The organism is Leclercia sp. CFBP8987 (assembly GCF_034044995.2).
Classification (GTDB): domain Bacteria; phylum Pseudomonadota; class Gammaproteobacteria; order Enterobacterales; family Enterobacteriaceae; genus Enterobacter; species Enterobacter tamurae.
The window spans coordinates 551,012-570,313 of sequence record NZ_CM188255.1 but is presented as its reverse complement, the minus strand read 5'-3'; the positions used below and the strand labels follow the sequence as shown (position 1 = coordinate 570,313).

19 protein-coding genes are annotated in these 19,302 nt (G+C 58.6%); 8 read left to right on the top strand and 11 right to left on the bottom strand.

The window, feature by feature from the left end; translation table 11 throughout:
- Positions 1 to 17: 17 nt before the first annotated feature.
- The gene (locus SOM40_RS02695; protein ID WP_320529904.1) at positions 18 to 4,133 is read left to right on the top strand and encodes an autotransporter outer membrane beta-barrel domain-containing protein; all 4,116 of its coding nucleotides are present in this window, start codon (positions 18 to 20) and stop codon (positions 4,131 to 4,133) included.
- Between the two features lie 56 nt (positions 4,134 to 4,189).
- Here SOM40_RS02695 and SOM40_RS02690 read toward each other — a convergent pair whose 3' ends face one another.
- The 4 genes from SOM40_RS02690 to SOM40_RS02675 all read right to left on the bottom strand — a co-directional run bounded on the left by SOM40_RS02690 (position 4,190) and on the right by SOM40_RS02675 (position 6,237).
- Complete coding sequence (locus tag SOM40_RS02690) at positions 4,190 to 4,579, bottom strand: hypothetical protein (RefSeq protein WP_320529903.1); 390 nt, start codon at positions 4,577 to 4,579, stop codon at positions 4,190 to 4,192.
- Positions 4,580 to 4,855: 276 nt separating this feature from the next.
- Complete coding sequence (locus tag SOM40_RS02685; protein ID WP_320529902.1) at positions 4,856 to 5,551, bottom strand: ArsR/SmtB family transcription factor; 696 nt, start codon at positions 5,549 to 5,551, stop codon at positions 4,856 to 4,858.
- Complete coding sequence (locus SOM40_RS02680) at positions 5,523 to 5,921, bottom strand: amino acid-binding protein (protein ID WP_312077802.1); 399 nt, start codon at positions 5,919 to 5,921, stop codon at positions 5,523 to 5,525. Before SOM40_RS02680 ends, SOM40_RS02685 begins: the two co-directional genes overlap by 29 nt.
- Positions 5,914 to 6,237: an antibiotic biosynthesis monooxygenase family protein gene (locus SOM40_RS02675; protein WP_166181481.1), complete on the bottom strand. Its 324-nt coding sequence runs from the start codon at positions 6,235 to 6,237 to the stop codon at positions 5,914 to 5,916. Before SOM40_RS02675 ends, SOM40_RS02680 begins: the two co-directional genes overlap by 8 nt.
- A 161-nt stretch (positions 6,238 to 6,398) precedes the next feature.
- Here SOM40_RS02675 and SOM40_RS02670 point away from each other — a divergent pair, with 161 nt between their 5' ends.
- Together SOM40_RS02670 and SOM40_RS02665 are read left to right on the top strand one after the other, a co-directional pair.
- Positions 6,399 to 6,668 (top strand): type II toxin-antitoxin system TacA family antitoxin, encoded by a 270-nt coding sequence (locus SOM40_RS02670; protein WP_106995670.1) that lies wholly within the window; start codon positions 6,399 to 6,401, stop codon positions 6,666 to 6,668.
- A gap of 24 nt (positions 6,669 to 6,692) precedes the next feature.
- On the top strand, positions 6,693 to 7,193 hold the full coding sequence (locus tag SOM40_RS02665; protein WP_181247332.1) for a GNAT family N-acetyltransferase: 501 nt from the start codon (positions 6,693 to 6,695) through the stop codon (positions 7,191 to 7,193).
- Between the two features lie 86 nt (positions 7,194 to 7,279).
- Here SOM40_RS02665 and SOM40_RS02660 read toward each other — a convergent pair whose 3' ends face one another.
- On the bottom strand, positions 7,280 to 8,695 hold the full coding sequence (locus SOM40_RS02660) for an aldehyde dehydrogenase family protein (RefSeq protein WP_320529901.1): 1,416 nt from the start codon (positions 8,693 to 8,695) through the stop codon (positions 7,280 to 7,282).
- Between the two features lie 100 nt (positions 8,696 to 8,795).
- Between SOM40_RS02660 and SOM40_RS02655 the strand changes: the two genes are divergently transcribed.
- Positions 8,796 to 9,698, top strand: a complete 903-nt coding sequence (locus tag SOM40_RS02655; RefSeq protein WP_320529900.1) for a LysR family transcriptional regulator — start codon at positions 8,796 to 8,798, stop codon at positions 9,696 to 9,698.
- Positions 9,699 to 9,711: 13 nt separating this feature from the next.
- Here SOM40_RS02655 and SOM40_RS02650 read toward each other — a convergent pair whose 3' ends face one another.
- Complete coding sequence (locus SOM40_RS02650) at positions 9,712 to 10,164, bottom strand: carboxymuconolactone decarboxylase family protein (RefSeq protein WP_320529899.1); 453 nt, start codon at positions 10,162 to 10,164, stop codon at positions 9,712 to 9,714.
- Positions 10,165 to 10,265: 101 nt separating this feature from the next.
- Here SOM40_RS02650 and pdxR point away from each other — a divergent pair, with 101 nt between their 5' ends.
- Both pdxR and SOM40_RS02640 read left to right on the top strand, forming a co-directional pair.
- Positions 10,266 to 11,657 (top strand): MocR-like pyridoxine biosynthesis transcription factor PdxR, encoded by a 1,392-nt coding sequence (pdxR, locus tag SOM40_RS02645; RefSeq protein ID WP_320529898.1) that lies wholly within the window; start codon positions 10,266 to 10,268, stop codon positions 11,655 to 11,657.
- 115 nt (positions 11,658 to 11,772) lie between these two features.
- A complete protein-coding gene (locus SOM40_RS02640) occupies positions 11,773 to 12,027 on the top strand; it encodes a DUF4282 domain-containing protein (RefSeq protein WP_106995664.1) in 255 nt (84 codons plus the stop codon).
- Positions 12,028 to 12,120: 93 nt separating this feature from the next.
- Here SOM40_RS02640 and SOM40_RS02635 read toward each other — a convergent pair whose 3' ends face one another.
- Positions 12,121 to 12,282 carry a DUF1127 domain-containing protein gene (locus tag SOM40_RS02635; RefSeq protein ID WP_320529897.1) on the bottom strand — a complete coding sequence of 54 codons (162 nt, stop codon included), beginning with the start codon at positions 12,280 to 12,282 and terminating at the stop codon, positions 12,121 to 12,123.
- Positions 12,283 to 12,458: 176 nt separating this feature from the next.
- On the opposite strand from SOM40_RS02635, the gene SOM40_RS02630 reads away from it, so the two are divergent.
- Entirely contained in the window at positions 12,459 to 13,874 is a 1,416-nt protein-coding gene (locus SOM40_RS02630) for an aminotransferase-like domain-containing protein (protein ID WP_320529896.1), read from the top strand.
- A gap of 102 nt (positions 13,875 to 13,976) precedes the next feature.
- Here the strand turns inward: SOM40_RS02630 and foxA are convergent, their stop codons facing one another.
- From foxA to SOM40_RS02615, 3 genes are all read right to left on the bottom strand, one after another.
- Complete coding sequence (gene foxA, locus SOM40_RS02625) at positions 13,977 to 16,085, bottom strand: ferrioxamine B receptor FoxA (RefSeq protein ID WP_225759675.1); 2,109 nt, start codon at positions 16,083 to 16,085, stop codon at positions 13,977 to 13,979.
- Between the two features lie 120 nt (positions 16,086 to 16,205).
- Positions 16,206 to 17,186 carry a helix-turn-helix domain-containing protein gene (locus SOM40_RS02620; RefSeq protein WP_320529895.1) on the bottom strand — a complete coding sequence of 327 codons (981 nt, stop codon included), beginning with the start codon at positions 17,184 to 17,186 and terminating at the stop codon, positions 16,206 to 16,208.
- A gap of 147 nt (positions 17,187 to 17,333) precedes the next feature.
- Positions 17,334 to 17,567, bottom strand: coding sequence for a DUF2171 domain-containing protein (locus SOM40_RS02615; protein WP_106995659.1), 234 nt, complete (start codon positions 17,565 to 17,567; stop codon positions 17,334 to 17,336).
- A 211-nt stretch (positions 17,568 to 17,778) separates the two neighbouring features.
- Between SOM40_RS02615 and SOM40_RS02610 the strand changes: the two genes are divergently transcribed.
- Positions 17,779 to 17,964 carry a DUF2767 domain-containing protein gene (locus SOM40_RS02610; protein ID WP_106995658.1) on the top strand — a complete coding sequence of 62 codons (186 nt, stop codon included), beginning with the start codon at positions 17,779 to 17,781 and terminating at the stop codon, positions 17,962 to 17,964.
- Positions 17,965 to 18,005: 41 nt separating this feature from the next.
- Here the strand turns inward: SOM40_RS02610 and SOM40_RS02605 are convergent, their stop codons facing one another.
- Positions 18,006 to 19,127, bottom strand: a complete 1,122-nt coding sequence (locus tag SOM40_RS02605; protein ID WP_312996632.1) for a ribosomal protein uL16 3-hydroxylase — start codon at positions 19,125 to 19,127, stop codon at positions 18,006 to 18,008.
- Positions 19,128 to 19,302: the final 175 nt, after the last annotated feature.

Sequence of the window (19,302 nt, the reverse complement as noted above, 5' to 3'; positions counted from 1 at the left end):
AATTAGAGGGACACCTTATGAATAAATCATTTCGCCTGAATCAGCTGGCTATCAGTATGAGTATGATTCTGGGCAGCAGTTTAATTTTGGCACCAGCACTGGCAAATACCTGTGCGGGCACGGCATTTACCGGAACCTGCGGATTAACGCAATATGACATGACGTCCCCGATAAATCCAAAACCTACCGCATGGTATTTCACGCAAAAAACTCAGGATGCGGCCATTAATAGTGCGGCTGAAGCGAAAAACATCTATTTTGCCAGCGGCAGCTCTTCCCGAACCTCTTCGGATATACAGCAGCTTCTTGTTGATGGCGCGAATCTGAGCGGCCATTATATCAACATCAGTAAAGATGGTTCAGCCACCGTGGTCCTGAACAATGGGGCCGCAGTGGATGCCATTGAGGCGGGAAGCTCAAAATACGAAACAAATACCCATATCATCGTTGATCACTCAACCCTGAACGGTGCCGCTAAGGGGGTGGATTATGATATGAAAAACACTGCGAATCCGAAGAGTTATTTTGTCGGGAGCGCCATTTATCTGGATGCTGCCGACGGCGGCAATACCGATATTGATATCCAGAACAATAGCCTGATTACAGGCAAGATCTACGCAGGCGGCGCGGGGACACACGACATTAATGTGCAGGACAGCCGTATTCTGGCAGGCAGCATTTTGCTGTACAACACCAAAGATAACAACACGATTAGGGTTGAGCGCAGCACCATCGATACCACCGATGCCGTTGCCAAAACGGCCAATGCGATAGAAATCACTAACCTCAGCATCACAGATAAAACGCACGCGATTGTGGTCGACCACAGCCAGTTGACGGGCTCGGTGGCCCTCGCGACCTCAGGGAGTAACAGCACGCTGTCCGTTACGGGTTCCAGTATCACCAAAACCACCCAGAAAGACGGTAACGCCATTAGCATGTCCAATGGCAAAACCACCCAGTTGACCGTCAACAACGACAGCACCATTGTCGGCCATGCGGTGCTTTCCGGCTCAGACAGCATTACCGCCTCGCTGGCAGACTCCTCCCTTAACGGCAACCTGATTGCCAACAAAGCCGCACTGATAGCGATGGATATCACCCGCTCCGTGCTGACGGGCAATATCGACGCCAGCACCGGCAAAGGCAGCGTGGATCTGCATCTGACCGACAGCACCCTGACCGGGGACGTCAATCTGAAAGGCACAACGGTACTCCGCTCCGACATCTGGCTGGATAACACTGAGGTGGCGGGCCAACTGTACGGCAGCGGCGAGGCAAGTACCCTGCACCTGGCGAACATGCCTGAATTTGGCGGGACGCAGTTCAGCAACTTTGGCAAGCTGGCCGTTGCGGGCGACCTGGTCCTGACCGACGGTTTTACCGACGCCAACGTGGGTAACGCCCTCACCGTTAACGGCACCACAGTGACCGCCCCGGTGCAGCTGAGCAGCGGTAATTTAACCTTTGATAACACCAAACTGATCGCCGATACCCTGGCGCTGAGCAGCGGCGCGTCGCTGAACATGGTCAACCATAGCCAGCTGCAAACCCGTTCCGACCAGCTGTTCAACCTGGCGGCCTCCTCCCTGCTGCCTGAAGGCTATAACGAGACCGGCGCGGGCATGAGCTTTACCGACAGCACGCTGATCCTGACCGATGACACCTACCATCTGGACTATGTGAAGGCAGTCAATGACCTGCTGGGCGCGACGGAAGGCAACAGCCTGGTGATGCTCGGCACCCTGCAGAATGCGGATAACGTGGCGGGCACCGCCAGCGTGATCGACGCTGCCATGACCCAGGCGGTGCTGGCTAATACTCAGGTCACCTCCAGTAAAAACCAGCTCAGCATCGGCGAGAAAGATGCCATCACCGATGATGCCATTTTCGTGCGTAACGGCTTTGGCGCGGCACAGCTGCGGTTTGAAGGTGAAGGCCAGCCGTCAGTGGCGATTGGCGGCAACCAGACCCTGACCCTGACCGGGGCCGCAGGCGCGTTGTTCGACGTGGCTGGCGCACCGGATACGCCTGTTGCGGTCGCGGTCAATAACGGGACGCTGAACTTAGGTACCACGGCGATGCAGGATGTGACCAGCCATCTTACCGGCACCGTCACCGTGGCCCCGGAAGGCACACTGAACATCGTGGCAGGCGACCATACTCTGGTCTCCGGCGGATCCGCGGCCGGCGTTATCAGCAGTGGCCTGGTCACCGTGCAACAGCAGGCCACCCTGCACAGCGACATGGCGCTGCAGGAGAGCGCTCAGCTGGCGGTGAACGGTTCCCTGCAGGCAGGGCAGCTTACGGCCAGCCAGGATGCGCAGATCACCGTCGGTGATGTCACCGCTGCGGGTACGCTGATGGCAGAACGTTTGGATCTGCAGGGTGCGCGGATGTTTATCGACCCGGCATGGACCGAGGGCGGCACGCTGGCTAACGCCTCCCGCGTGGCAAGTGGCGGCAATGAGATCAACGGTCGCGTGACCGTGGGTCAGAACGCCCTGCTGGTACTGGGGGATACCACTACTACCGCAGCAGAAGCCCGTTTCGCCGACAGCGGCTTAACCTGGGGTGAAAACGCCATCACGGCGGCGGTCTCTGTTCATACCCCGCAATTCCTTAACGCCTCCCAGGGCGGGCTGCGGGTCGACGGCTCTCTGACCGGCAACTCCGCCGACCGTGACGCCGCCTTTAACAGCGTCGACTTTGCCGACCACTCTCTGCTGATGGTTAACACCAAAGAGATGACCAACGGCCAGGCGGCGCTGAATGCGACCGACGGCAGCCTGAACGTGGCGGACAGCGCCGCACTCTACGTTGCCGATGCGAAGGCCAACCAGACCTACGCGGTTGCCCGGGGCTTTAGCGACGTCAATTTCACCGGAAACGGCTGGCAGAATGAGAACCTGCTGCTGAACAAACTGCTGACGGCCACCACCGAAGAGCGTGACGGCGAGGTGCTGGTCACCACCAAGGCGCGCGCGGCACAGGACGTCCTGCCGGGCGTAGTCACCACCCATGCGCTGGATCAGCTTATCGCCAGCGGGGAGAACTCACGTTCTGCCAGCCAGGCGGGGGCGCGTTATCTGTCGGTAGCCATCGACACGCCACAGGCGAGCGTGGATGAGGTGGTGAGAACCGTCAACAGCGCGGCGCAGATCGCCACCGCGGGCGGGGTGCAGCACAACACCTGGGCGGCGGGCAATGCGGCGGTGGATGCCGTCCTGGAGCGTAACTCCGTTGCTAACCTGGCTCTGCAACCTACTGACACCGACGCCAGCGTCTGGGTTCACACCCAGTACGGCAACCCGCGCAGCAGCGACCTGAATGCCGGGAACCTGAGCTACGGCCAGAACAGCAAATTCTACGGCCTGATGATGGGAGGAGATAAAGCCTGGCAGACCGAACACGGCACCCTGCGCAGCGGCGCGGCGTTCCATGCCGGTAATGGCGACAGCGATTCACGCGGCGACGTCAACGCCACCCACAATGATTTCAGCTTCTGGGGCGTTACTCTGTACCAGAACTGGAACCAGGATCGCTGGAACCTGACGGGCGATGTCAGCCTGACCCAGACCAGCAACGATGTTGACCAGAAACAGCCGGGCTGGATGGAAGCAGGCAACAAGCTGAAGGCGAACGTGGACGGGATGCTGTTCAGCGCGGGCGTGCGGGGCGAGTACCTGATCGAAACCAACGTGCTGGATATCATTCCTCATGCGGGCGTGCGCTATAACCAGCTCACGACCGAGGCCTTTGATACCAAAAATGGTCAGGATGAACGCGTCTTCCATACCGATAAAGGTACCCAGAACATCTGGCAGTTCCCGGTAGGGGTGAAAGTGGCGAAAACCTTCGCACTGGATTCCGGCTGGAAGATGAGCACCCAAGCCGATGCGGGCGTGGTGGCTGTCACCGGCGACCGGGAGAGTCAAAATACCCTGCGCACCGTGGGCATCAGCGGCAGCGATACCATCCGCGCAGAGATCATGGACGACACCGCCTTCAACGGCCAGTTGGGGGTCAAAATGCAGAAAGGCACGATGACCTTCGGCGTGGGCTATAACGTGAATGCCTCTCAGCACGACACTAATCAGACAATGAGCGCCACCTGGTCGCTCGCCTTCTAAAACAAATAAGCCGCATACATAAGTATGCGGCTTTCTTTTATAACCAGTAGTGAATATTAATTTATCACGTTATGCGAATGACGCTCAGATCCGTTTTTCCCTTCAGAAAATAATAGAAACTGTGACGCCGAAATATATTGTTCAACCGCATTCCACGCCACAACATCAGTATATAACTCCGTAATCAGGGTCAGCAGACACTGCTTTTTGCTCATCCATACGGCATGACTGCCGGTCTGGCTGTAGTTTTTTTCGATAAGCGCTGCCAGAAGAGCTTTAACGTCTTTAAGCGCTTTGCGCAGCGGAATGGGGACATCACTGCTTCCGAGACGGGATATATAATTTTCGGACAGTGCGGCAAGGCTGTCTACCGTCCCTGTGCCCTCTGATAATGAAATAATACTCTGGAACAGCACGCTCTCTGCGTAACTCTTCATTTTAGACACAATATATCTTCTCCCTGTTAATACATTGCACTTTTAAACAACTCGCTATTTAGCTGGCGGGATCGCAGCTTAATTTTTTATGCTACATGAGAATCCTCAATCACGATAATAGTAAAAAGCGACATGCGAAAATTCTCAAACCAAATAGATTTAATTTATGAATAAGTTCAGCATTACATATAAGCAATGCAAATAATTATGAAGCATCGTTACGCGCTGACGCCGGGTGGGTGCTGTTTTTGTAGGCCCGGCAAGCGTGCGCCGCCGGGCGTTTTCTCAGCGGCTAAAATGCCGATCGATGGCACGCTGACCTGATGCTGTCACTACCACCTCGCGAAACCCCACGACCCGCTGGATCCAGCCTTTGGTTTCGAGATGCACCAGCAGCGCCGCGCCCGCCTCACCGCCCAGATGAAACCGCCGCTCGCTCCAGTCCAGACAGGCGCAGCAGGCTTTACGCCGGGTTTTGCTATTTAACGTGATCCCCAATGTCAGGAATGCCTCGCGCCCGCTCAGGGTGAGGGCTGACCCATCTGCCACCAGCCACCCCTCCGCCTGCATAAAATCATAGATCTGCACCGCGACCGTGCCCGCCAGATGGTCGTAGCAGGTGCGGGCGTGACGCATCGGTACCGGCGCGGTGGTCTGCGGCGGCGTGATGCGCCCCCACGACAGCCCCATCATCTGCTCCACCAGCTCCGCGACGTCATGCCCTGCCAGCCGATAGTAGCGATGCCGACCCTGAGACAGGCAGGTGATCAGCTTCCCGTCCAGCAGCCGGGTAAGATGCCCGCTGGCGGTAGAGGGGGCCACATCCGCCACAGCGCTGAGTTCGGTGGCGGTCCACGCCCGCCCGTCCATCAGGGCGCAGAGCATTTTCACCCGGGACGGGTCCGCCATCGCCGTCGCGACGGCCGCAACGGCCAGCTCCAGCGCGGCGCTGTTATCGGGAGGTAAACTGGTCTTTAGCATTGGCAACCCATGGCCCGGTGATCTCTGCGGCCAGCTTATCATTATCCGTCAGCAGAATAAGGTGGTTCGCATGATCGCTGTACTGGGTGAGGATGGACACCCCCTGCCCTGCCAGCGCGGCGGCGATCTCCCCCAGCTCGCCGGGACGCTCCTGTCTCAGCTTACGGATCAGCGGCTTTCGCACCGCCTGCACGTTAAACCCGCCGTCGAGCAGCACACGCCGGGCCTTTTCGCCCTCCTCCACCAGAAAATGCGCCTCCACGCCAAAGACGCCGCCGCCCTCCAGCCCCACGCCGTGTTGCCCCAGCAGCTGACCAAAACGTGCCAGCTCGCCGGGCACGTCGTTAAAAATCACATGGACGTCATACATCGGCATGCCCTCCGGTTTCTGAGGCGTATTCCCGTATCACCTGCGCCACGCGAATGCGGTAGCAGGCAAAGATCGACGCTCGCCCTTCGGCCTGCGCGGCCTGGTGAAAGACGTTTTGCTTCCAGCTCCGGATCGCCTCTTCGTCCCGCCACCAGGAGAGGGAGAGGATTTTGCCGTCGGTGGTCAGGCTCTGAAAACGTTCGATGTCGATAAAGCCGTCGATATCCGCCAGCAGCGGCTTCAGCTCGGCGGCCAGCTGCAGGTAACGCGCCTGATGCGCGGGTTGCGCTTTGGCTTCAAACAGCACTGCAATCATGAGGGTCTCTCCGTTGTGAGGGTCAGGAGAGGATGAAGGAAAGAAAAAGGTGATGCTTCGGTGAGGAGCGAAATGTGGGGATATGATTGAAAAACGTCCTGTTCAGCTTTATAGTCATCGTACGGAAAATATCCGTACAAAAAAATAACCCCGGAGTAAAAATGCCAGCACTGAAAAAACAGCGCATCGACCTCAGGTTAACTGACGACGACAAAAATCTGATCGAAGAAGCTGCGGCGATGACTAACCAGACAATCACCCAGTTTATGGTTAACAGTGCCTCTGAACGTGCTGCCGAAGTCATTGAGCAGCATCGCCGCCTGATCCTTAATGAGGATTCGTGGGATCGCGTTATGGATGCACTCGATAACCCGCCAGAGCCCAATGACAGGCTGAAACGCGCAGCAAAACGTCTGCAAAACATGGAGTAAGGCGTGGCTAATCTGACAATAAGGATGTTTTCGCAAGAGACTCACTATGATTTAACAGGCTTCAACTGCGGGGAAATCAGCCTTAACCGTTTTCTGTTGGAACACCTTGCGCGCCAGCATGGTGGTCGACTGTTACGCGCCTATCTTCTCGTTACCGACGACCCTATACCAAAAGTGCTGGGCTACTATACGTTGTCTGGCAGTTGCTTTGAGAAAGAGACCCTGCCCTCAAAAACGCAGCAGCGCAAAGTGCCGTATGTCAATGTGCCCAGCGTCACACTCGGGCGCCTTGCGGTACACCAGGATCTGCAAGGTCAGGGTTGGGGGATAACGCTGGTGACACATGCCATGAAAGTGGTCTGGCTGGCATCGCAGGCTGTGGGTATTCACGGCATGTTTGTGGATGCACTCAACGATAAGGCGAAAGATTTTTATCTGAGGCTCGGCTTTATTCCTTTGACGGGTAGCAACGCCGATGCTCTTTTTTATCCCACAAAATCCATTGAAAAGCTTTTTGTCGAATAAGCTTGGGTTGCCGGGTGGCGCTGCGCTTACCCGGCCTGGAAAGGCCCGAACCGTAGGCCCGGCAAGCTTGCGCCGCCGGGCGTTTTTTAGCCGAGGATCGACTTCGGTTCCATAAACGCGCTGAGCCCCCACGCCCCCATCTCGCGCCCCACGCCGGAGTGCTTGAACCCACCAAAGGGCGCTTCAGGCTCATGGGCGAGGGTATTTACCAGCACGCGGCCGGACTGGATCTGCTCCGCCACGCGGCGGGCGCGTTCCGCGTCACTGCCCAGCACCAGCGCGCTCAGGCCGTAGTCGGTGTCGTTGGCAATGGCGATGGCTTCTGCCTCGTCGCGATACGGGATCACGCACAGCACCGGGCCAAAAATCTCCTCCCGGGCGATGGCCATCTGGTTATGCACATCGGTAAACAGCGTCGGACGGACAAACCAGCCGTCCCGGGTGCCTTCCGGCCGTCCTTCCCCGCCCGCCAGCAGGCGCGCGCCCTCCTCCAGCCCTTTGCGAATATACCCCTGCACCCGCTGCCACTGTTTTTCACTGACCATCGGGCCGACTTCGGTGGCGCTATCGCGCGGATCGCCCGATTTGACCGCCGCGATAGCCTGGGCCAGCGCCTGCTCGAATTCCGCTTTCCGCGACTGCGGCACCAGGATGCGCGTACCAGCCACGCACGCCTGCCCGCTGTTCATCAGCCCGGCCTGCACCGCCAGCGGAACGGCCTGGTTGATATCGGCATCATCAAGAATAAGCGTCGGGGATTTGCCGCCCAGCTCCAGGGTGACGCGGGTAAAATTCTCCGCCGCGTTGCGCAGGATCGCTTTGCCGGTCTGCGTTGACCCGGTAAAGGAGATTTTCGCAACAAGAGGGTGACGGCTGATGGTCTCCCCCACCGTGTCGCCGCGCCCGGTAACGATGTTAAACACCCCCGGCGGCAGGTCGGCGGCGTGCAGCGCCTCGGTCACGATCTGCGTCTGCAGGGCGCTCATCTCGCTGGGCTTGATCACCGCCGTGCAGCCTGCGGCCAACGCCGCTGCCAGTTTGCCGCAGATAAAGCCCGCGTCGCTGTTCCACGGGGTGATCAGTCCGGCCACGCCCAGCGGAATCATCTCTACCCTGGCTGCGCCTGCCGTGGTGGTGAATTCAAACGCCTTCAGCGCCGTAATCGCCTGGCCAATAACCTCCGCCGGATAGCGTGCCATCCACGCCGAGCGCGACGCGGGTGCGCCGTACTCCTCGATCACCGCCTCCAGCAGATCGTCGTGACGGGCCGCCACCGCAGCCTGCATCCGTTGCAGCGCGGCAATGCGCTCCTGCTTTGTGGTTTGCGACCATGCCGGAAAAGCGGCTTTCGCGGCGGCAATGGCGCGTTCGGCATCCACCGCGTCGGCCAGCCGCACCTGACCGATCACCCGCGCCGTCGCCGGATTACAGAGATCAAAACGTTCCGTCCCGTGTGGGGTGACAAATTCACCGTTGATATAGATCTGTTCGATGTGCTGCATATAAACCTCCTGAGACTGGATGAACCCAGTCTGGCACGCCTTCTCCGTTGCGATAATCCACGCTATGCTGCAAAGGTTGTTTCGATTTTCAGGATAATCTATGCACCGTTCAGGACTGACCGAGCTGGAAGTGGTGATGGCCGTGGTGCGTCGCGGCAGCTTTCGCGCCGCCGCCCAGGAGCTGGGGATGTCGGCCACCGCCGTAAGCAACGCCGTTGCCGGGCTGGAGAGCCGTCTGCAAACCCGCCTGTTTAACCGCACTACCCGCAGCGTGGGACTTACCGACGCCGGGCAGCGCTATGTGGCGCGCATCGGCCCGGCGTTGCAGGAAATTCGTCAGGCGGATGAAGAGATCCACAGCGATACCGACGAGCCTGCCGGTACCCTGCGCCTGAATATTCCCAATAATGTCGGCGCGCTGTTTCTGGATGCGCTGCTGATCGACTACATGATCCGCTACCCAAAAATGCGCGTCGAGGCGGTGAGCGAAGCGCGGATGATCGATATCGTGGCGGAGGGCTACGACGCCGGGGTGCGCCTCGCGGAGTCGGTGCAGCAGGACATGATCGCCGTCCCGCTCACCCCCGACATTCGTCAGCTGGTCACCGCCACGCCGGACTATTTTGCCCGTTACGGCACGCCGCAAACCCCGGACGATCTGCTGCATCATCAGGGGATCGGTATGCGGATGGCCCACGGAGGGATCTATCGCTGGGAGCTGGCGCGGCGCGGGGAACAGATCGCCCTGGCAGTGCCGCCGCGTTTTGCCACCTCGGATCTGTTTGCTTCGATCCGGGCAGTAAAAGCGGGTCTGGGGGTGGGATTTTTACCGGAACTCTATATTCAGCAGGAGCTGGAAAGCGGGGAGTTGGTGAGCGTGCTGGAGGAGTGGTCCCAGCCCTTTGCCGGGCTGCGTCTCTACTACCCCGGGCATCGCCACGTCCCGCCCGGGCTGCGGGCGCTGGTGGCGATGATCCGCGAGCGCGGTCTTACTCGAGGTTAGCTTTGTTCAGGCCTTAGGCGCCATCCAGCGCGCCGGGTTCCATCCGGGAGGTGATCCCTAAGCGGTTCCAGGCGTTGATCGCCACGATCGCAAAGTTCAGCTCGGAGATCTCAATCTCCGAATAGTGTTCCGCCACGCTGCGGTATAGCACGTCGCTGACGCCGTGCGGGCCGATCTGGGTCAGGGCTTCGGTGAAGGCCAGCGCCGCTTTTTCACGGGCGCTGAACAGCGGTGACTCGCGCCATGCGGTCAGGTGGTAGAGGCGCAGCTCGCGCTCACCGGCAATTTTGGCCTCTTTCGAGTGCATATCCAGACAGAAGGTGCAGCCGTTGAGCTGGGAGACGCGGATGTCGATCAGGTGCTTCAGCGCCGGGTCGATGGAGGTCTGGCTCACCGCCATGCTCAGGTCAGAGAGCGCTTTAGCGAGGGCAGGTGTGGCTTTATGGTGGTTAACGCGAGTGCTCATTGTCTTTCCTCTTGATGTGCGGCATATGAAATGCGATGGGGCAAATCTACGCCGTTCATGACATAGTAAAAAGATACAAAAAGCGCGAAATGAGGTAGGACATGAAGCCGGGCTATCACGACATCTACACCCGCTACCGGGACAATATCACCCGCGGCGTCCTCAAACCCGGCGACAAGGTGCCCGCCATCCGCGTGATGGCGGAAGAGCTGAAGGTGGCGCGTAAAACGGTTGAAACCGCCTATGCCATTCTGATCGGCGAGGGCTATCTGGTGAGCCACGGGGCGCGCGGCACGTGGGTCAACCCGGACTTAACCCTTCCCGCCATGCCTCCACCGCCCAATGACCCGCTGACGGGCCAACTGCCGGAATCGCTGGTCAGCCAGCGGGAACGGGCGGGCTTTTTGCGCCCCGGCATCCCGGCGCTGGACAGTTTTCCGTATAAAAAGTGGCTGCTGCTGGCCGGACAGGCGGTGCGCGCCATGCGTCAGGAGGAGATGCTCAACCCGCCGGTGATGGGCTGGGCTCCCCTGCGTCAGGCGATCGCCAGCTATTTGAATATCTCCCGCGGCTTGTCCTGCACGCCGGACCAGGTGCTGATCACCAGCGGCTACAGCGGCAGCCTGCGGCTTATCCTCGACACCCTCGCCAGCCGCAACGACAAGGTGGTGTTTGAAGATCCGGGCTATTTTATGGGCCAGCAGCTGCTCCGGCGGATCGTGCCGCGCCTGCACACCGTGCCGGTGGATCGTTCCGGGATGGACACCGACTATCTGCTGCGCCACCACGCCGACGCCCGTTTTGCCATTGTCACTCCGTCGCACCAGAGCCCGCTGGCGGTGACGCTGTCGCTGCCACGCAGGCAGCAGCTGCTCGACTGGGCCGGGCAGAACGAGGCCTGGATCATCGAGGACGACTACGACGGCGAGTTTCACTACACCCGCAAGGTGCTGCCGTCGCTGAAAAGCCTCGATCGTCAGGATCGGGTGATCTACATGGGCACCTTCAGCAAAACGGTGATGCCCTCCCTGCGCCTCGGCTACGTGGTGATGCCCGCCAGCACGGTGTCGGCCTTTAACGACTGCGCCGATCTGCTCGCCAGCGGCCAGCCGGTGCTGACGCAGAAGATCCTCACCGCCTTCCTCAACGACGGCCACTTCTTCCGCCATCTGAAAAAGATGCGCGCCCTCTATCAGCAGCGGCGCGACTGGATGATTGCCGCCCTGCACGAGGTCTACGGGGATCGGTTCTTCACCGAGCAGAACGACGGCGGGATGCATATCGTGGCGTTTTTAACCACAGGCAGCTGCGACCAGGAGATCGCCCGCTGCTGGCAACAGCAGCAGCTGCAGGTCAATGCCCTGTCGGCGTGGTACAGCGGGTCGGACAAGCGCTACGGGCTGGTAATGGGGTACAACAACGTGCGCAGCTATGACGAGGCCGTTGCCCTGCTCACGCGACCGAAGATCCAAACCTGCGATCTTCTTAAATAGCAACCCCCTGATTTTGCACCATAAAAGGCTGGATTCAGATAATGATAAAGGTATGAATTACCGCGACGGCCTTTATAATCAACACGCAAATTTAACACCTACAGGGACAAGAAAAATGAAATCACTTCTGGGATTCGATTATCTGTTAACGCCGCGCGTGCTGGTCTTCTTCTACTGGATCGCCATGCTGTTTATCCTCATCGGCGGGATCTACTCCATGTTTACCGAACATCTGATCGCGGGCTTTTTCGGGATGCTGTTCAGCCTGATCGGTACCCGCGTGATGTTTGAGCTGATCATGGTGGCATTTAAAAATAACGAATATCTGCGCCGTATTGCGGAAAACACCGGAAAACCTGGCGTCGAGTGATGCCTTTTATGCCGGGTGGCGGTTGCGCCTTACCCGGCCTACGATTCGGATGTGTTTGTAGGCCCGGTAAGCGCAGCGCCACCGGGCAATACACTACACATCAAATCGCGACAGCCCGACATCCTTTAACTGCTCAACGCTCATGCCGTGCAGAATCCGGCGCGTGCGGTTAATGCGATACCACTTTTTCACCGCCCGCCCGATCCAGATAAACACCGCAAACGGCCGTTTGGCCCGGTTTTCGTAAAATTCCATGATGCGCTCCTCATCGTGTCAGTAGGTTTATCATCACGGAAATGGGGAGCGGCAATACAGATTCAAAAACAACTTTTGTTTAACATACAGATCCGCTAATAATGCCTCTGAATGGCATTTATCGCCGCAATCTGTACTGGTCTTTGCATCTGTATGGTGAAAACAAAGGATACAGCATGACGCGCTACCAACATCTGGCCAATCTGCTGGCCCAACGCATTGAACAAGGGCTGTATCGCAGCGGGGAGCGTTTACCCTCGGTGCGCGCGCTGAGCCAGGAGCACGGGGTCAGCATCAGCACCATACAGCAGGCCTATCACATCCTCGAAAATTTACAGCTGATCACCCCCCAGCCGCGCTCAGGCTACTTCGTCTCCTCGCGCAAAGCGCAGCCGCCGGTTCCGGCGATGACCCGCCCGGTGCAGCGCCCGGTAGAGGTGACCCAGTGGGATGAGGTGATGATGCTCCTCGATGCCCGCGCCGATAAGGAGATGATCTCCTTTGGCGGCGGCTCGCCGGATCTGAATCAGCCGAGCCTGAAGCCGCTGTGGCGTGAGATGAGCCGCATCGCCCAGCATAATCCCGGGGAAATGCTGAGCTACGACGTGCTGGAGGGGCGGCACGAGCTGCGCGAGCAGATCGCCCGCCTGATGCTGGACGGCGGCTCGACGGTGGCGGCAGATGAGATTGTGATCACCAACGGCTGTCACGGGGCGCTGTCACTGGCCCTGCTGTCGGTGTGCCAGCCGGGGGATATCGTGGCGGTGGAGTCGCCGTCGTTCCACGGCACCATGCAGATGCTGCGTGGGTTTAACATCAAGGCGATTGAGATCCCTACCGATCCACAAACCGGGATCAGCATTGAAGCCCTGGAGCTGGCCCTGGAGCAGTGGCCGATCAAAGCGGTGATCCTGGTGCCCAACTGCAATAACCCGCTCGGGTTTATCATGCCGGAGGCGCGCAAACGTCAGGTGCTGGCCCTGGCCCAGCGCCACGATATTGTCATTGTGGAGGATGATATTTACGGTGAGTTGGCGGTGGAGTACCCGCGCCCGCGCACCATTCACTCGTTAGATATCGACGGACGCGTGCTGCTCTGCAGCTCCTTTACCAAAACCGTGGCCCCCGGGCTGCGCGTCGGCTGGATTGTGCCGGGGCGGTATTACGACCGGGTGATGCACATGAAATATGCCGCGGGCGGGTTTAACGTGCCGGGCACGCAGATGGCGGTGGCAGCGTTTATCCGCGACGGGCATTACCATCGTCACGTGCGCCGTATGCGCCAGATTTATCAGCAGAATATGGAGCGTTACACCTGCTGGGTGCGGCAGTATTTTCCGGCGGAGATTTGCGTCACGCGCCCGCAGGGCAGTTTCCTGCTGTGGGTGGAGCTGCCGGAACAGGTGGATATGGTGTGCGTCAGCAAGCAGCTGAGTCGCCTGAAGATCCAGGCCGCGGCGGGATCGCTGTTTTCGGCGTCGGGGAAGTATCGCAACTGCTTGCGGATCAACGTGGCGTTACCGCCGAACGAGAAGAACCGCGAGGCGTTGAAAAAGATGGGTGAGGCGATTCATATTGCGATGGAGGCGTAGTGGGGTGCGGCCTGTTTGCCCTCACCCCGGCCCTCTCCCACGGGGAGAGGGAGCAAACACAAAAAACGGCAACGAGGTTGCCGTTTTGCTTTTACCTCCACATCAGAACTTCCACGACACGCTGCCAACGATGCTGCGCTCGGCACCAAAGTAGCAGTATGACAACGAGTTACACGCCGCCACGTAGCTTTCGTCCGTCAGGTTGTTAACGTTCAGCTGGGCACTCACTCCCGTCAGCCCGACCTTCGACAGGTCATAGCCCACCGCCAGATCCACCAGTGTGTACGACGGCAGCGTGTGGGTGTTCATGCGATCGCTGGTCACGCCGTTCACATACCGCACGCCGGAGCCCACCGTCAGGCCATCGAGCGGCCCGGTTTTGACGTCATAGCTGAGCCAGCCGCTGGCCATATTGCGTGGCGCATAGACCGCACGCTTGCCCTCTTCCTCCGGGCTGCTCTTCTTGTAGCGGATGTCAGTGTAGGTATAGGCCGCCTGCAGACGCAGGTTGTCGGTCAGCTGCCCTACCGCTTCCAGCTCCACCCCTTCAGATTCGATCTCGCCGATAGAGCGGTACGGATCGGTCGGCTCCTCTTTGGTGGCGATGTTTTTCTGGTTGATGCGGAACACCGAGGCGCTGAACTGGCTGTTCATCCCTTCCGGTTCAAACTTCACCCCCGCTTCCCACTGCTTGCCTTCCATCGGATCCAGCAGATCGCCGTTGGCATCGGCAAAGCTGGTCGGCGTGAAGGCGGTGGAGTAGCTGATGTACGGCGCGATGCCGTTATCAAACAGGTACAGCAGCGCCGCACGGCTGCTGAAGTTGTTCTTGTCCAGATCGCTACGGGTATCGTTGAGCTTGTCGATATTCGACACGCTCACCTGGTCGTAGCGACCGCCCAGGGTCAGACGCCAGCGGTCCAGCGAGAGCTGATCCTGCAGGTAGTAGCCGGTCTGGCGCAGCTTGTGCTTCTCCTGACTGTACATGGTGATGTAGTCAGGCTTCGCACCGTACACCGGGTTAAAGGCGTTGATCGGCGGGAAACCGCCGTAATAGCCGGTGGTATTGTTGCTGCGATCCTGATAGTCGAGGCCAATCAGCACCCGATGGTTCACCGCCCAGGTATCGAAGCTGCCGTCGATCTGGTTATCGAGGGTGATGGCATCCATCTTCTCGTCCGAGCCGGAATATCCGCGGTTAAGCTCGGTTTCGTTCAGCCAGCCGGCAGCGTAGACCTGATTCAGCTCCACTTTGGTATGCAGATAGCGCAGCTTCTGGCGCACCGACCAGCCGCTGTCAAACATATGCTCGATGTTGTAGCCGACCATCTCCTCGCGGCGATCGTACTTGTCATAATCATCCTCACCTTCGAAGAAGGTGTTGGAGATCATCTTCCCGTTATGCGGCACCACGGTGCCGTCGTACGGCAGGCCGGAGTGGCTCCCGCCCTCAGGGTCGCGGTGCAGATAGGCCATCAGATCCAGACGGGTGTTATCGGTGATGCGCCAGGTCAGGCTTGGCATCAGGGCGTAACGTTCTTCCTTCAGGGGATCGAACTGGGAGTCGGCATAGCGGGTCATGCCGCTCAGACGGGCCGCCACCCGGTCGTTGTCGTCCAGCGCGCCGGTGACATCAAACATCGCCCCGCGCTGATCGTTATTCCCGGCGAACAGCTTGATCTCGCCGCCCGGATCGAACGAGGGTTTGCGCGAGGTGAGCGCCACGATCCCGCCCGGAGAGGAGCGGCCATACAGCACCGAAGCCGGGCCGCGCACCACTTCAATATTTTCCAGGAACCAGGGATCGACCACCAGCGAGCTGTGGGAGTTGGTGTCGCCCATCATCTTCAGACCGTCGAGGTAGACGTTGTCCAGGCTGCCGTCGGAGAAGCCGCGCAGCACGATGTAGTCAAAGCGGTTTGAGGCGCCGATCTGGTTGCTGTAGACGCCCGGGGTGTAGCTCACCGCCTGACGTACGCTGGTAGCACCCTGCTCTTCGAACTGCTCGCGGGTAACGATCGACACCGCCTGCGGGGTCTCGATATCGGGGGTCGCCAGCTTGGTGGCGCCGCTCTGCATTTGCGAGGTTACCACCACGGTTTCGGTTTTCGGCGTCTCCTGCGCCATCAGGGGGAGTGCAACGCTCCCGGTAACCCATCCCACTACCAGTGCCAGCCGCGATTTAGCGAACATGAAAATCTCCAAAACCATTTCTAATTGTTAATAAGAATTATTACCTTTTTCATTTGGAAGATAGCTATGCGCGCCGCCAGAGTACGTATGCGTAATGCCAAACCGCATCAATAACGTTGGCGATCGGGGAAAAGCGGGTTAACTACTGCTGCGGATCGTGCCGGGACAGACGCCGTAGCGACGACGAAAGGCGGTGGCAAAGTTGGTGGCGTGCTGATAGCCCGACATCCACGCCGCCTGCTGGACGCTGTGGCCTTCCAGCAGATAGCGCCGCGCCTGCGCCAGACGACAGTCGCGCAGGTAGTCGAACACCGTGCAGCCGTAGGCCTGACGGAATTTACTCCGCAGGCTGCTGGGGCTCATCGCCGCCCGGGCCGCCAGCTGGGCGAGGGTGTAATCCTGCTCCGGGGCCTGTTCCAGCAGGTGGCGGATCTGCTCCAGCCGGGCGTGCTCCCCGCTGGACGCCGCTGCCAGCGCCGTACCCTGCTGCTCCCGCAGGTGCAGGCCGTGGCCCAGCAGTTGGTACATCACCCCTTCCAGCAGCAGCTGGCGCGAGAGGCTGCTCCGCTCGCGCTGTCGGGCATGCTGAATGCCGGCCAGCACAAAATCGGGTACCTGCCAGACAAAGGTGGGCGCGTTAAGTTTCTCCCACTGCGTCAGCAGAGAGGCGAGCAGGCTTTCACGGCGGGCATCGTCAGGGTAGACGCCAAAGGAGAGGGTTTTCAGGGCAATATCCGCATCGTGACGGGCAGACATTGCCTGCTGTTCGCTCAGCCTGGCGCTGAACGCCATGCCGGGCCGGACAGAGTAAACTTCGCCGCTTAGGGTCAGGGTCACGCAACCTTCCAGCACCACCAGCACGTACAAGGGACTGCTGTGGCGAGAGGTGGTTTCATAGGGTTGCAGCACGCGTACATCGGAATGGGTTAACGAAATGCCGGACGGGAGAGTCATCTCTTCGACATCACCGTGCAGCACGGGGCTGGTGTTGGCACAGGTATCGGTCAGCAGGGGAAAGCGGTAGTCAATGCCGTAGCGCTCGCCAAATACCTTAAAGTCTGCCACGGAAAAGGTTTTTTTCGTTGCAGCGGTCGGATTATGGAGCCTTGTGTTGGACATGCCTGCGCCTGGAGGAAGCTATTAAAAATAAAACAGTATCACTCCTTTAGCGCGGCGGCAATGCAGGTAAAATTGCCGCCTTTTCAGCAATATTAAGCTCCGGCGAAACGCCAGAGCCAAATATTAATAAAGTGGATCGTCAGAGCATTACGCCTCTTGCCAGCTCGCAAACGTCTCTTCATGATTTTTATTCAGCACCACTTTATTGCCGTCAATTTTATCGACCCATTCCAGCGGGATATAATGGTGTTTGCCGCCGGATTCGGAATCGTTTTTTGCCAGCTTAATACGCTCGCCGTCAAGATGGTCAACCGTGCCGACATGGTGACCGCAGCTTGCAACAACCGGAGCATGTTCCTTGATTTCACTCTTGTTTACCATGGTTAATTCTCCTCATCATGTGTTTGCGCGTTGTGATACGAAACTAACTGTAGACCATAAATTCGTTATTTACCGCTTCATTAGCATTTCGAAACATTATTTACGCAACGGCCTGGAGGTTATATTAAATATATAAGAATGTGCCGAGAAATATTCTACACCCGTTACTGTGCGACATAATTAATATCACGCACTCAACACGGAGGCATATATGGTAGAAGCAAATCACACCGAAATATCCCTGGCTCTTGGTGAAGCGGTTTTAGAGGTTGTGCAAAAAGGCCAGGAGGTGTCGAGAGAAAATCTTGCCCGGGCCATGAAAAGCAAAGCCGAGCGAGAAAGCGATGACGAGCGTCTTCTGGATTACTGGAGAGCTTGTCATATCCTCGCGGCTTAACGTTGGCGGCGTGGGGCCTGCGCCCTGCGCCGCCGGTACGATCACTCGTCGAAGAACCAGTATCCCTGGTTAATCAGACCGGTCAGCTCTTTTACAAATGCCGGATTTTGCAGCGCAGCGCCGAGCTCCGCCTGGCCCAGCTCAGTGTAGCGGCACAGGGCATCCGCCGCTGTCGCATCCACCGTCTCCAGCTGTTCGCTGTTGATAAAGACGCTACCGCCGATATTCAGCACCCGCAGCCCGCTTAGGCGCGTCAGGATTTCACCGCCCAGCAGCGCGTCGAGCACCTCTTCAGACGTATATTCCGGCTCGGCAGGGGCAATATCCAGCTCATGGCGCGGGGTGGAGATGAAGCTACCAAACCACTGCTTAAAGTCATCCGGCTGGCTGATCATCTCGATCATCATCTTGCGCAGGCGTTCGAGTTCGTACTCCTCTACCCGACCCGGGTGTTCACGACAGGTCAGATCCGGATCGCTGTAGTGCTCGCCGCCCAGATCGTTTTCCAGCGCGTAATCGGCAAAGCTGCTGATCAGATCCCGGCCGTTCGGACCACGGAAGCCCACCGAGTAGTTAAGGGCAGTCTCATGGGTGAAGCCGTCGTGCGGGAATCCAGGTGGAATGTAGAGGATATCGCCCGGGGCCAGATCTTCGTCGATGATCGGCTCAAAAGGATCGACATGCAGCAGCGCCGGATGCGGGCAGAACTGGCGCATCGGCAGTTTGTCCCCTACGCGCCAGCGACGACTGCCCATCCCCTGGATGATAAACACATCGTACTGGTCGATATGCGGACCCACGCCGCCGCCCGGGACGGAGAAGGAGATCATCAGGTCGTCCAGACGCCAGTCCGGCAGCACGCGGAACGGACGGACCAGCTCGGCAGCCGGAGCGTGCCAGTGGTTGACCGCCTGCGCCAGCAATGACCAGCCGGTTTCGCCTAAGTCGTCGAAGTGCTCGAACGGACCGTTGCTGGCCTGCCATTTACCCTCTTTATGGCTGACCAGGCGACTGTCCACTTCCGGCTCCATCGCCAGCCCTGCCAGCTCATCCGGGCTGATAGGATCGATAAAATTGGGCAGGGCGTTTTTTAATACGACAGGTTTCTTTTGCCAGTATTTTTCTAAAAATTCCGGCCAGTTGAGGTTGAGTTGATACGCCATGGTTAGCACCAGTGAAAAGACAAACGGGCCTGATTATAGAAAGAGGCCGGGCCAGGCTGCCTTGTCGTGGGTCAAGCGGGGATGAAATCTGCTGCATTCAGCCATTCGCATGACACAGCCTGACAGTTTCACGCTTTATCGTGAGCGCGAGTTACAGAGCGACTTATATCGTTAA